General features: G+C 61.3%; 12 protein-coding genes. 8 read left to right on the top strand and 4 right to left on the bottom strand.

Annotated elements, in window-relative coordinates; translation table 11 throughout:
• Positions 1-2: 2 nt before the first annotated feature.
• The 3 genes from AB4O16_RS15530 to AB4O16_RS15520 all read right to left on the bottom strand — a co-directional run bounded on the left by AB4O16_RS15530 (position 3) and on the right by AB4O16_RS15520 (position 3,778).
• Positions 3-2,846 (bottom strand): class I adenylate cyclase, encoded by a 2,844-nt coding sequence (locus AB4O16_RS15530; RefSeq protein ID WP_460155274.1) that lies wholly within the window; start codon positions 2,844-2,846, stop codon positions 3-5.
• A 193-nt stretch (positions 2,847-3,039) separates the two neighbouring features.
• The gene (locus tag AB4O16_RS15525) at positions 3,040-3,285 is read right to left on the bottom strand and encodes a TIGR02647 family protein (RefSeq protein WP_057712785.1); all 246 of its coding nucleotides are present in this window, start codon (positions 3,283-3,285) and stop codon (positions 3,040-3,042) included.
• 208 nt (positions 3,286-3,493) lie between these two features.
• Positions 3,494-3,778, bottom strand: a complete 285-nt coding sequence (locus AB4O16_RS15520) for a hypothetical protein (RefSeq protein WP_046039010.1) — start codon at positions 3,776-3,778, stop codon at positions 3,494-3,496.
• Between the two features lie 124 nt (positions 3,779-3,902).
• Between AB4O16_RS15520 and AB4O16_RS15515 the strand changes: the two genes are divergently transcribed.
• Positions 3,903-4,562, top strand: a complete 660-nt coding sequence (locus tag AB4O16_RS15515) for a glutathione S-transferase family protein (RefSeq protein WP_160390878.1) — start codon at positions 3,903-3,905, stop codon at positions 4,560-4,562.
• A 101-nt stretch (positions 4,563-4,663) separates the two neighbouring features.
• Here AB4O16_RS15515 and argH read toward each other — a convergent pair whose 3' ends face one another.
• On the bottom strand, positions 4,664-6,058 hold the full coding sequence (argH, locus tag AB4O16_RS15510; RefSeq protein WP_007992239.1) for an argininosuccinate lyase: 1,395 nt from the start codon (positions 6,056-6,058) through the stop codon (positions 4,664-4,666).
• Between the two features lie 460 nt (positions 6,059-6,518).
• Between argH and AB4O16_RS15505 the strand changes: the two genes are divergently transcribed.
• The 7 genes from AB4O16_RS15505 to rsd all read left to right on the top strand — a co-directional run bounded on the left by AB4O16_RS15505 (position 6,519) and on the right by rsd (position 12,978).
• Positions 6,519-7,265 (top strand): LytR/AlgR family response regulator transcription factor, encoded by a 747-nt coding sequence (locus AB4O16_RS15505; RefSeq protein ID WP_150716249.1) that lies wholly within the window; start codon positions 6,519-6,521, stop codon positions 7,263-7,265.
• Positions 7,266-7,403: 138 nt separating this feature from the next.
• Positions 7,404-8,345: a hydroxymethylbilane synthase gene (hemC, locus tag AB4O16_RS15500; protein WP_160390877.1), complete on the top strand. Its 942-nt coding sequence runs from the start codon at positions 7,404-7,406 to the stop codon at positions 8,343-8,345.
• Positions 8,342-9,109, top strand: a complete 768-nt coding sequence (locus AB4O16_RS15495) for a uroporphyrinogen-III synthase (protein ID WP_160390876.1) — start codon at positions 8,342-8,344, stop codon at positions 9,107-9,109. The genes hemC and AB4O16_RS15495 overlap by 4 nt, the downstream gene beginning before the upstream one ends.
• Before the next feature lie 16 nt (positions 9,110-9,125).
• The gene (locus tag AB4O16_RS15490) at positions 9,126-10,292 is read left to right on the top strand and encodes a uroporphyrinogen-III C-methyltransferase (protein ID WP_160390875.1); all 1,167 of its coding nucleotides are present in this window, start codon (positions 9,126-9,128) and stop codon (positions 10,290-10,292) included.
• A complete protein-coding gene (locus tag AB4O16_RS15485; RefSeq protein WP_160390874.1) occupies positions 10,289-11,527 on the top strand; it encodes a heme biosynthesis protein HemY in 1,239 nt (412 codons plus the stop codon). The genes AB4O16_RS15490 and AB4O16_RS15485 overlap by 4 nt, the downstream gene beginning before the upstream one ends.
• A gap of 263 nt (positions 11,528-11,790) precedes the next feature.
• The gene (locus AB4O16_RS15480; protein ID WP_160390873.1) at positions 11,791-12,342 is read left to right on the top strand and encodes a disulfide bond formation protein B; all 552 of its coding nucleotides are present in this window, start codon (positions 11,791-11,793) and stop codon (positions 12,340-12,342) included.
• A 177-nt stretch (positions 12,343-12,519) separates the two neighbouring features.
• Entirely contained in the window at positions 12,520-12,978 is a 459-nt protein-coding gene (gene rsd, locus AB4O16_RS15475; RefSeq protein WP_160390872.1) for a sigma D regulator, read from the top strand.
• Positions 12,979-13,000: the final 22 nt, after the last annotated feature.

Here is a 13,000-nt window from a genome sequence, read left to right as displayed (position 1 = left end):
CTTCAGACCTGATCGAGCGCCTCGTTCAATGCCTGCTCCAGGTCAGCTTTGTAACGCAGATACAGATGGGTCGAACTCTGCCCTTCACCGAGCAGGCCTGACAGGTCGAGATCGGTGATGTAGCAGCGATAGCGTTCGGTTTCCCGGCGCTGCCCGACGATTTCCCGGGCGACCACGCTGAACAGCTGGTCGCCATGCTCCAACTCGGAAAACTCCCGTTGATTGCAATACAACGTGACCTGCACCTGACCCGGTGCGGCTTTGCCGACGATCGCCTGCACGTCGTAGAACGGTTTGTTCACCGGTGTCTGCGGTACCGGTCGGGCCTCGATGCGACGCGCCCGGCCAGGACCTGACGGCAGCAACTGGCTATACAGGATGTCGAGGTTCAAGGGATGGGCTGCGTCCATCGGCAACAGGGCATCGCGACGGTACTGAATCGATTGCAGGAAGCGCTGCAGCGGCACCAGCAGGCTTTGCTCGTCGTGCCAGGGCAGGCGTTGCTGCCACAGGGCATTGAACTCATCGAGCACGTACAGATCAGCCTGATTCTCGTTGACCCGATAGAACACTTGAATGCAGTCCGGCTGGCCCGTCGGCAGAAACAGCGCAAGGTCGTGCTCTTGCAGTGCATTGGGGTCCAGGTGAAGCGGGCTGTAGCTGGCCATTTCCGCGCCCAGGTAATCGATCAGCGCCGGCAAGTTGGCCAGCGCGATGTGCTGGACCTGGCCCGGCACCAGCTCGAGCACGTGGTAGTGCTGCTGGACCTGGATCAGGTAGCGGTGATTGAGCCGGCTCAGCAGCAGGTTCTGCGCGGTATCGAGGATGTCTTCCACGCGCTGGGCGATGAACTGCGCGCGGTTGTGGCAGAAACAGCGCACCCGCAGCTTCGGCTGTTGCGGTCCGGCCGGCAGGTTGTTGAGATAGTCGCGGATGCAGTCGAGCAGAGCGTGGGGGCCGTCATAGCGAGCGACCAGCACTTCGTTCCAGCTATTGAGCGTGACCTGGTCCAGGGTCAGCACCAGATTTTCCCGGACGCCGGCGTAGCTCAGGGAGTCGGTGCGCTCGGTGGTCATGAGGATGTTCAGGTCACGATGGTGCTTGAGCGGATCGATGCCGACATTCACCAGGATCAGCACTTCACTCGGAACGCTGGCGCGCAACAGAGGCTCTTCGGCGACGGTGGGCAAGGGCAGGGCAATGGTCTGTTGCAGGCTGCCGAGCAGGTTGAACAGCTCGAATTCGCTCAAGTCGCTGGTGCCGGGGTGCAAGGCCAGGCGGGTACTGCTGTCGATCACGCCATTGCGGTGGCACCAGGTCAGCAGTTCCAGCAAGTGACGGCTGCGTTTGATCGGCGCGAAATGCTCCCACTCCAGCGCCGTCAGGCTGCCGTTATACAAACCCCATTGGCCTTGCCCCGGTTCTTTCTTGTTCGGCGCGTGCACCACCGTCAGGGTGTCTTCGGCCAGGTCCGGAGCGATACCGGGGTTGATGAACTCGACTTTGCCGGCCTTGCGCTCGAAGGCGGCGTACAGCCGACGGCCGAGGACGCTCAGGTCACGCTTGTTGATGCGGCTGACGGTTTGTTCGTGACGGGCAAACTGTGTGAGAAAGCGGTAGCTGTAGTTCAGCTCGTTGACCAGTGCCCGCCGCTCGGAGCTGACCTGACGGACCTTCCACTGGCTGCGGCTGTCGAGCAGGGCCAGTTGGCGCTGGTCCCAGTGCCATTCGTGGGCCAGGCGCTCAAGCAATGAACGTTGCCAGCTCTGGGTGCGACTGTTGCCGGTCAGTTTGCGATTGACCTTCAGGTACAGCGCGCGACGCACCAGTTCCAGTCGTTCCGGTTCGTTGCGGGCGACCAGGTATTCCTCGATGCGCCGGTACACCACGACGTACGGGTCCAGCTCGTCGAGGTCGAGGCGGTTGGCGAACACCGCCTGCTTGAAGCGCAGGCTCAGGCAATGGACCCTGGGGTGTTCGCTGGCGTAAACCTCGGTCAGCAACAGCTTGAGCACCGACTTGTAGGGCGACTCGATGCCCTTGAACAGCTGCCAGAGCCCGGCTCCGATGAATTCTCCGGGCGGAATGAAGGCCAGGTTGCCGAGGTCGAGGGTTTCGTCGGCGCGGATGAAGCGTTTGGAAATCAGGGTATGGGTGTAGCGGTCGTAGCTCGCTTCCTCGTAGACCGGCACCAGCCACCAGATCGGCGTGCGCCCGGCGAGCCAGATCGCGGTGCGGTAAAACTCGTCCAGCAACAGGTAGTGCTGGGTGGTGCCGCAATCTTCCGAGCTCAGTTGGGTATCGCGTTCGCCACGGACGAAACGGCTCGGGTCGATCAGGAAAAAATGCGCCTCGGCACCCTGGCTGGCAGCCCAGGTTTCCAGCAGCTGGCATTTTTTGCGCAGTTCGGCGAGTTCGTTCTCGGTCAGGTCCGGTCCATGGCACACCCACACATCCATGTCGCTCTGGTCGGCCTGGGCCAGAGTGCCGAGGCTGCCCATCAGGAACAGTCCGTGAATCGGCCGGGGCGGGTTGCTGCCGTGGCGCGGTTTGTAGGAAAACGAACGGGTCAGGCGCTGGGCTTCAGCGAGTACATTGGCATCCGGCTCGAAATTTGACAGCCCCGCCGGCGTACTGCCGGAAACATAGCCGGGCAACAGCGGATGATTGACGTGGAAAAACAGCGGCAGCAAGGTCAGGACTCCTTGCTGGCGGGTCGACAAGCCTTCCATGGCGCGAGCCATGCGTCCTTCGTTGAGTTTCAGAAAGCGTGCGCGCAGCTGGCTGAGTACCTTGCGGTCGATTCCTTCGTCCAGATCAGGGCGGATTTCATGGGTGCGCGTCATGTCAGCTCAAACCGGCTCGCAGGGCTCGGACGTGGGGCTCTTCGGATGAGGGGCAGTTTAGCGCCTTGAGGCGAGGACTTTTAAGCTGAATTTGTTTTTCTGGCGTCAGGTTTCCAACGGCTGGAGACAGGCATCAGGGTATGTGCCCGCGGAAATCCCTGGATCGGGGTCTCCGTGGGCGACACGGCAGAATTCAGGCTGTTACTTCGGCGTTAAGAATGGTCAGCACGGTTTGCACATTTTGCGCGGCGTCACGACCCAGGCTGGTCAGGTAACCGCCATCAGGCTGGTCGGTCAGTTCTTTTTCAAAGAGACGTTTGGCGGCGGCAATGTGTTTCGGGGCAGCGGTCTGATGAATTTTCAGACCTTCCTGGGAACTGTCCAGGTTGAAGAGTGCGAGGACTTCCAGTTCGGCAACCAACTCAGGGGTAAGCGACATAAGGACTCCAGACTTTCTAGGAATTGGACGACAGCGTCCCTAAGGTGAACCCGCTTGCGCGGCATGTCCAGTGCTCGCGACAGGGTTTTTTACCTCTGTAGGAGCGAGCCTGCTCGCGAAGGTCGTCAACGATAACGCTGGAAACCTGATGCCCCGCGGCGCTCTCGGGTTTTTCGCGAGCAGGCTCGCTCCTACAGGGGGCGTGGGCTTATTGCTTTTCCGGCGGCAACTCGGGCAATGCGCGCAGTGCGGCTTCATACCATTCGGTATTGAACGCGCGGTCTTCTTCGAGGATCGCGTCGATTTCTACCGCCAAAACGTGGGCCATCAGGTTGAGGATTTCTTCGCGCTCGTAACCCACCAGCGTCAGCTTGTTGAACGTCGCCTTGGCCGCTGGCGGGTTGTCGCTTTCGATCTGGTTTTCGATGGCCTGGATCAGGGTACTTTCGGCGAACTCTTCTTCGTCGTTGTCGATATCGGTTGGCTCGCTCATGGCAGGCTCCTCAGGGAAAGGCGGCCAGTTTACCTGCATTCAGCGGCGTGATGCTGCTGGCAAGAATCCCGGCGGCGTTCTATAAACAGGCACTGCCCACCCCGCACGGCCTGGAGGCTTTGTGATGATCAAGCTTTATGGATTCTCCGTCAGTAACTACTACAACATGGTCAAGCTGGCGCTGCTGGAAAAAGGGCTGCCCTTCGAAGAGGTACCGTTTTACGCCGGCAGCAGCCCCGAGGCACTGGCGATCAGCCCTCGCGGAAAAGTCCCGGTCCTGCAGGTAGAGCAGGGTTTCATCAATGAAACCAGCGTCATCCTCGAATACATCGAGCAAAGCCAGAGCGGCACGCCATTGCTGCCGAGCGATCCGTTCGAGCGCGCGCAGGTGCTGGCACTGGCCAAGGAAATCGAGCTGTACATCGAATTGCCAGGGCGCGCCAGTTACGGCGAAGCGTTCTTTGGCGTGACCGTGCCGGATGCAATCAAGGAGAAGACCAAGGCCGAACTGTTGCTGGGGATAGCGGCGCTGGGCCGGCACGGCAAATTCAGTCCTTACGTGGCTGGCGACAGCCTGAGCGTGGCGGACCTGTATTTCCTGTACAGCGTGCCGTTGGCGTGTGGGGTCGCGAAGAAACTCTTTGGCATTGATCTGCTGGCCGAGCTGCCGGCGGCCAAGGCCTTGCTGGCGCTGTTGGAGCAAAACCCGAACGTGCAGCGAATTGCGGCGGACAAGGAAGCAGCGATGCCGGCGTTCATGGCGATGATCGCGGCCAAGAAGTAGTTCTGTGGGGTTTTGAAGTCAGTCATCGCGGGCAAGCCCGCTCCCACAGAGTTCGATGTGTAAACACGATCAATGTGGGAGCGAGCCTGCTCGCGAAGCTTTTAGCGGCTGGCGAGCAACGCCTGGCCGCGCACCACGGCAGCCTTCACCTGAGCCGGTGCGGTGCCGCCGATGTGGTTGCGGGCATTGACCGAACCTTCGAGGGTCAGTACGGCGAACACGTCCTGATCGATCTGGTCGCTGAACTTGCGCAGTTCTTCCAGGCTCATTTCCGCCAGGTCCTTGCCGCTGTCCACGCCGTACTTCACGGCATGACCGACGATTTCGTGGCAATCACGGAATGGCAGGCCGCGACGCACCAGGTAGTCGGCCAGGTCGGTGGCGGTGGAGAAGCCGCGCAGGGCCGCTTCGCGCATCATTGCGTGCTTGGGCTTGATCGCCGGCACCATGTCGGCGAAGGCCCGCAGCGAGTCGCGCAGGGTGTCGGCGGCGTCGAACAGCGGTTCCTTGTCTTCCTGGTTGTCCTTGTTGTAGGCCAGGGGCTGGCCTTTCATCAGGGTCAACAGGCCCATCAGCGCACCGAATACGCGACCGGTTTTGCCACGCACCAGCTCCGGCACGTCCGGGTTTTTCTTTTGCGGCATGATCGAGCTGCCGGTGCAGAAGCGGTCTGGCAGGTCGATGAACTGGAATTGCGCGCTGGTCCACAGCACCAGCTCTTCGGAGAAGCGCGACAGGTGCATCATCGCGATGCTGGCCGCCGAGCAGAATTCGATGGCGAAATCGCGATCGGAGACGTTATCCAGCGAATTGCCGCCAACCGCGTCGAAACCCAGCAGTTGGGCGGTGTATTCACGATCGATTGGGTACGTGGTGCCGGCCAGTGCAGCGCTGCCCAGCGGCATGCGGTTGGTGCGCTTGCGGCAGTCGACCAGGCGCTCGTAGTCGCGGCTGAGCATTTCGAACCAGGCCAGCATGTGGTGCCCGAAGGTCACCGGCTGGGCGGTCTGCAGGTGGGTGAAGCCCGGCATGATGCTGGCGGCTTCGCGCTCGGCCTGTTCCAGCAGGCCTTTTTGCAAGCGAGTGATTTCGGCCAGGATCAGGTCGATTTCGTCACGCAACCACAGGCGGATGTCGGTGGCGACCTGGTCGTTGCGGCTGCGGCCGGTGTGCAGTTTTTTACCGGTCACGCCGATGCGGTCGGTCAGCCGTGCCTCGATGTTCATGTGCACGTCTTCGAGGTCGATGCGCCAGTCGAACTGGCCGGCCTCGATTTCACCCTGGATGGTCTTCAGGCCATCGATGATGCTGTCGCGCTCGGCATCGGTCAGTACGCCGACCTTGGCCAGCATGGTGGCGTGGGCGATCGAACCCATGATGTCGTGGCGATACAGGCGCTGGTCGAAGGTGACGGAGGCGGTGAAGCGGGCGACGAAGGCGTCGACGGGTTCACTGAAGCGGCCGCCCCAGGACTGATTGGTCTTGTCAGTGCTCATGAATTCGCTCGTATCGGCTTGAAGAAAGAAGGCGTGGAACGCTGGCGCGGATAATAACAGGGTTGCCAACCCTGTCGCTGACACTGGTCGATACGTTTTTTGGAGGGAGCAGAGCCCGGGCCCGTGCAAGGCATGCGCATTTTTGCCGAACGATATTTTCCGATTGAGCTGTATCGTCCCGGCAACCGTCTACAGTTGGACAGTAGGATCAGCGCACTTCTCGCTTCAGCCGCTGACTATAAGAAGAGGGGGTGTTCATATTGCGTATCAGCAAACCCTGTGGCGATGTGTCGCCAATGCGGGCCTGGGCCGCCAATCGCCCGGCAAATGAAAATTTAGCCGCCGGACCAGCGGCACTTTTTGGCGCTCGGACTAGTCTTAGCGTGGATCGCGGTGACGGACGTCACTTCACCTGTCTACGCTATCCTTGTGCGAGACTCACGCAGGAATCCAGCGCAATATGAATGTCCTGATCGTTGATGACGAACCCTTGGCCCGCGAGCGCCTGAGCCGAATGGTTGGCGAACTCGAGGGATACACTGTCCTGGAGCCTAGTGCCACGAATGGCGAAGAGGCGTTGGCACTGATCGACAGTCACAAACCGGATATCGTGTTGCTTGATATCCGCATGCCCGGCCTGGATGGCCTGCAAGTGGCTGCGCGGTTATGTGAACGCGAAACTCCGCCCGCCGTGGTGTTCTGCACCGGGCCCGATGAATTTGCCGTGGAAGCCTTACAGTCCAGCGCCGTAGGCTATCTGGTGAAACCTGTGAGAACTGAACAATTACATGACGCATTAAAGAGAGCCGAGCGCCCCAATCGTGCCCAGCTCGGCGCCCTGACCCGCCCTGCCGCCGAAAGCGGCAGCGGCCCGCGCAGCCATATCAGCGCCCGAACCCGCAAAGGGATCGAGCTGATTCCGCTGGATCAGGTGGTGTACTTCATTGCCGACCACAAATACGTGACCTTGCGCCACGAGAGCGGTGAAGTGCTGCTCGATGAGCCGCTCAAGGCCCTCGAGGACGAATTCGGTGACCGTTTTGTGCGTATCCATCGCAATGCACTGGTCGCCCGCGAGCGTATCGAGCGATTGCAACGCACACCCCTGGGACATTTTCAGTTGTTCCTCAAGGGCCTCAACGGTGATGCGCTGATCGTCAGCCGGCGCCATGTGGCTGGCGTGCGCAAGATGATGCAACAGCTTTAAAAAGCTGTGCACAGGCTGATTTCACACCCGATTGCCGGAGATCCGGGGCCAGGGAGGCCGAGTAGTATCTGATACAAGTCAAAGTGGATTTGGCTGAGCTGTTATTATCCGTCATATCTATTCAGTACGGATTGATCCATGTCCTCTCGCGAAATCCGCATCGCCACCCGCAAAAGCGCACTCGCCCTGTGGCAGGCCGAATACGTCAAAGCCCGCCTTGAAGCCGCTCATCCGGGCCTGCTGGTGAGCCTCGTCCCCATGGTCAGTCGTGGTGACAAGCTGCTTGACTCACCACTGTCGAAAATCGGCGGCAAGGGCCTGTTCGTCAAGGAACTTGAAACCGCGCTATTGGAAAATGAAGCCGACATCGCCGTGCACTCCATGAAGGACGTGCCGATGGACTTCCCCGAAGGCCTCGGCCTGTTCTGCATCTGTGAACGGGAAGATCCGCGCGATGCCTTCGTTTCCAACACCTATGCCAGCCTGGATGAGTTGCCCCGGGGCAGCATCGTCGGCACCTCCAGCCTGCGCCGCCAGGCACAATTGCTGACCCGTCGCCCGGACCTGGAAATCCGCTTCCTGCGCGGCAACGTCAACACCCGCCTGGCCAAGCTCGATGCCGGTGAATACGACGCCATCATCCTCGCCGCCGCCGGCCTGATCCGGCTTGGCTTTGAAGATCGCATCACATCGGCCATCAGTGTCGACGACAGCCTTCCGGCCGGCGGACAGGGTGCGGTGGGAATCGAATGCCGCAGCGTCGACAGTGAAATTCATGCACTGCTGGCGCCCCTGCATCACCAGGACACCGCCACCCGCGTGATCGCCGAACGTGCCCTGAACAAGCACCTCAATGGCGGTTGCCAGGTGCCGATCGCCTGCTTCGCCGTGCTGGAAGGTGAGCAGCTCTGGTTGCGCGGACTGGTGGGTGACCCGGCCGGTGGCCTGCTGCTCAGCGCCCAGGCCCGCGCCCCTCGCGGCGATGCCGAGGCGCTCGGCGTACGAGTGGCCGAAGACCTGCTCAGCCAGGGTGCCGACGACATCCTCAAGGCGGTCTATGGCGAGGCTGGCCACGAGTGACCGGCTGGCGCTTGCTGCTGACGCGTCCCGCCGAAGAGGCGGCGGCGCTAAGCAGTCTTTTGGCCGAGCAGGGGATATTCAGTAACAGTCTGCCGCTTTTGGACATCGTGCCCATTGCGGCCACTGACACAATGCGCCAGGTGATTCAGACGCTGGACCAATTCTGCGCCGTCATCGTGGTCAGCAAGCCGGCAGCCCGCATCGGCGTCGAACTGCTCGAGCGGTTTTGGCCTGCGCTGCCCGCCGTGCAGTGGTTCAGCGTCGGCGCGGCGACAGCGCAGATCCTTGAGGATCACGGATTGAACGTGAGCTTCCCGGCAGAAGGCGATGACAGTGAAGCCTTGCTCGAGCTTTCCCGACTGCGCGAGGCTATCGCCCAACCCGGCTCGCGAGTGTTGATCCTGCGCGGAGAGGGCGGGCGCGAGTTGCTGGCTGAGCGTTTGCGTGAGCTTGGTGCTAGTGTCGAGTATCTGGAACTGTACCGCCGGGCCTTGCCGATTTACCCGCCGGCGGCACTGCCGCAACGGATCCAGGCGGAACGCCTGAACGGACTGGTGGTCAGCAGTGGACAAGGTTTTGAGCACCTGCATCAATTGGCCGGCGATGCCTGGCCGCAGTTGGCGCGGCTGCCGTTGTTTGTACCGAGCCCCAGGGTTGCCGAGCTGGCACGTGCCGCCGGGGCCAAAACAGTTGTGGATTGTCGCGGCGCCAGTGCCGCGGCCTTGCTGACGGCGTTACGGGAGCAACCCGTACCCGTTTTCTAATGCAAAGGATGGATACGTGAGCGAAACAGCCTTGCCTAAAGATGAATCGCGACCGGTGCTTGATGCACCTATCGATGCTCCTGTTGATGGAATGCCGCAGCCGCCACCACCAGCTGCCGAGCAGCGTCGAGGCAATGGCCTGGCTATCGTCGCGCTGTTGCTGGGTGCGGCCGGTGTCGCGGTAGGCGGTTGGGGTGTCTGGCAGGTGCGTCACCTGCAGGCCAATAATCAGCAGCAGTTGAGTCAGGTCCAGGCGTTGAATGACCAGGCGCAGAGCCTCAAGCTCAATGAGGAACGCCTGAGCGCACGCCTGGCCCAGTTGCCTGCCGCCGATGAGCTGGAGGCACGCAGTCGCCTGGTGATTCAGCTGCAAGGTGATCAGCAGCGTTTGAACCAGCGTCTGGAAACCGTACTCGGCGCCAGCCGCAAGGACTGGCGCCTGGCCGAGGCCGAGCATCTGCTGCGGCTGGCCAGCCTGCGGCTGTCTGCCTTGCAGGACATCAGCAGCGCCCAGGCATTGGTCCAGGGCGCCGACGAGATACTGCGCGAGCAGAACGATCCGGGCTCCTTTGCCGCACGCGAGCAGGTGGCCAAGACCCTGATCGCCTTGCGCAGTACCGAACAACCGGATCGTACCGGGCTGTTCCTGCGTCTGGGCGCACTGCGCGATCAAGTTACCAGCCTCACCGAGCTGGCCCCGGAGTACAAGGACAGTGGCGACTCGTTGCTGGGCCTGACCGCCGATGGCGACGGTGCCAGTCGCTGGGCGCAATGGTGGGATCAGATTTCGCGCTACATCCGTATCGATTTCAATGCCGACAAAAACGTTCGCCCTTTGCTCGCCGGTCAGAGCCTGAGTCAGGTACGCCTGGCCCTGAGCCTGGCGCTGGAGCAGGCACAATGGGCCGCACTCAACGGTCAGGCCGCGGTTTACTCGCAGGTGCTGGACGAGGCGCGGGACATCCTCAAGGGCAACTTCAACCCGGACAACGCACAGAGCAAAGTCATGCTTGAGCAGGTGGCCGAGTTGAGCAAGCAACCGGTCACCGTGGTCACGCCGGATATGACCGGCACCCTGAGCGCCGTGCAGGGGTACCTGGAGCGGCGCAACGTCAACGCCGAGGACTCGGTCAAGCCAATGGCCAGGCCTGCCGCGAACACCGCGCCGGAGGCCACGCCATGAAACGCCTCTATGTGGTCGTGTTCCTCGTGATCGCCGCTACCGCTGCGCTGGGACTGGCGATTGCCGAACATTCCGGGTATGTGCTGATTGCCTACAAGACCTTCCGCTATGAGTCGAGCCTGTGGGCTACGTTGGCGCTGGTGGCTGTGCTGTGGCTGGTGATCTGGGGCATCAAGACACTGGTCGAATTGGTGATGGCGTCCAGTGGTGTGGTCAACCCGTGGTCCACGCGCAACCGCAGCCGTCGCGTGCAGGTGGCGATCGAGCACGGTCAGCTGGATCTGGCCGAGGGTCGCTGGGCCAGCGCGCAGCGTCATTTGCATCGGGCTGCCGAGGCCGAGCGCCAGCCGTTGCTTTATTACCTCGGTGCGGCACGTGCCGCAAACGAACTGGGCAATTACGAAGAAAGCGACAACTTGCTGGAGCGCGCCCTGGAGCGTCAACCTCAGGCCGAATTGGCGATCGCCTTGAACCACGCCCAGTTGCAGACCGACCGCGGTGATACCGACGGCGCCCTCGCCACCCTGCAAGCCATGCATGAACGCCATCCCCGCAACGCACAGACCTTGCGTCAGTTGCAGCGCCTGCTTGCGCAGCGTGGTGACTGGTCGGCATTGATTCGCCTGCTGCCGGAACTGCGCAAGGACAAAGTCCTGCCGGTGACCGAACTCGCCGAACTGGAGCGTCGGGCCTGGGGGGCGAACCTGTCCCTGGCGGCGCAACGGGAAGAGGACGGCACGGTCGGGCAGCAATCGCTGGAGCGTGCCTGGCAACAATTGACCTCGGCACAACGCCAGGAGCCGCAACTGATACTCGCCTATGCCGAGCAACTGCGGCAATTGGGGGCTCAGGTCCAGGCCGAGGAAGTCCTGCGCACCGCACTCAAGCGCAACTACGACAGTCATTTGGCACGTCTCTACGGACTGGTGCGCGGCAGTGATCCGACCCGCCAGTTGCAGGCCGCCGAAGGCTGGCTCAAGGAACATCCGGCCGATCCGGGCCTGCTGTTGACCCTGGGGCGTCTGTGCCTGCAAAACAGTTTGTGGGGCAAGGCGCGGGACTATCTGGAAAGCAGCCTGCGTGTACAACGCAATCCGGAAGCCTGTGCGGAGCTGGCCCGGTTGCTGGCGCAAATGGGCGATACCGAGCGCAGCAACCAGCTGTTTCAGGAAGGCCTGGGGTTGTTGGATGAGCGCTTGCTCGCCGCCCCTCTGCCAGTGCCGGTCAGCGCTTGACCGATCCGCTGGCGCCAGGCTCCGGCGTCTGAGTGGTGAGCTGCGGCGAGCAAGCAAATGTCCTCGCCGCAGCGCGATTTTTTACTGAAACTCGGTCATCAAGTCTCGTCGCAGGCAAAGTCCTACAGAGGACTACTTTTTATCCTCTCGCCTGCGTCGGTATTTCCCTACGCTTCTGCTGAAGTCTCCGCGGGCGCTTGCCTTGAAAGGCCGTCGCGCTTTCCTCTACCGTAATGGTCTGTCACTACTTTTACGGAAAAGCCATGTCTTTGGCCTGCTCACGCTCCTTGTTCTTCATGGCTTTCATCGCGGGTGCCCTGGCGTTGGGCGTTTCCTACTACCTGGAATATGCGCTCGGCCTGCGGCCTTGCGGCTTGTGCCAGGTGCAGCGTTTTTGTCTGGCGCTGCTGACCGTTGTCTGCCTGATGGCTTCCGTCCATGGTCCGGGTCGCACAGGCACCGTTCTGTATTGGCTGCTCTGTCTTGGTTGCAGCCTGGCTGGCACTGTCGCGGCGTGGCGGCAGGTTCTGTTGCAAAGCCTGCCAATGGAGCACGCGGCGGTGTGTTCGACCCACCTGGCGGATCTGTTCGCCGGTTCTGCGTGGTTATCCGTCCTGCAGCAATTGTTCAAGGGCGGTGGCGAATGTGTGGAGGTTTCCTGGAGTCTGTTCGATCTGAGCCTCACCGAGTGGAGCCTGCTGTACTTCGTCGCGATGATGATTCTGGCGGTTTACCAGCCGTTGCGACTGGTCTGGATCAGCTATCAGCGACCACTCAGCGGCGAGTCGTCGCACCGGGCCTTTGCGGGCGATTAAACACTTGTATGAACTTTATCGCCTGCGTACCTTGAAGCCAGTGTCGTGCGGGCATAATCTGGCCCGCACGTGTCATTGGAATTATGTTGCTCGATGACGCTCTGCCTGACCGCCCACCGACGTTACAAGAGGCGAGCGGGCATAGAGCAGCTGACCCACAAGGGAAGAGAGATCACCATGCTCGAAAGTTGTCAGAATGCTCAGGAACGCTGGGGTGGAGTGCACCTGCTGATCGATCGCTGGTTGCAGGAGCGCAAAGAACTGATCGATGCATACGACAAGCTCGGTGCCGATCCTGAGGCACTGTCCACGAATCGCAAGCCTTTGCAGGAATTCTGCGGCGTGCTGGTCGATTATGTATCGGCCGGACACTTCGAGATCTACGAGCAACTGACGGGGGAGGCCAAGGCCTTCAACGACAAGCGTGGCCTGGAGCTCGCCGAGACCATCTACCCGCGCATCGATGTCATCACTGAAAAGCTGCTGGCGTTCAATGACCTTTGCGACGAAGGCAAATGCGTTGCGGAGAAGTTCAAGGAGCTGGGTGGCCTGTTGCACGAACGCTTCGAACTGGAAGATTGCCTGATCGAAGTGCTGCACACCGCGCACAAGGAAGCCGATCCGGTTCAGGCCTGAATCGCTTCCCGCAAGACCCTTA

This window comes from Pseudomonas sp. S2_H10 (assembly GCF_054668285.1).
Note: the sequence above shows the minus strand (reverse complement) of the source record. Positions and strands in the feature narration are given on the sequence as shown.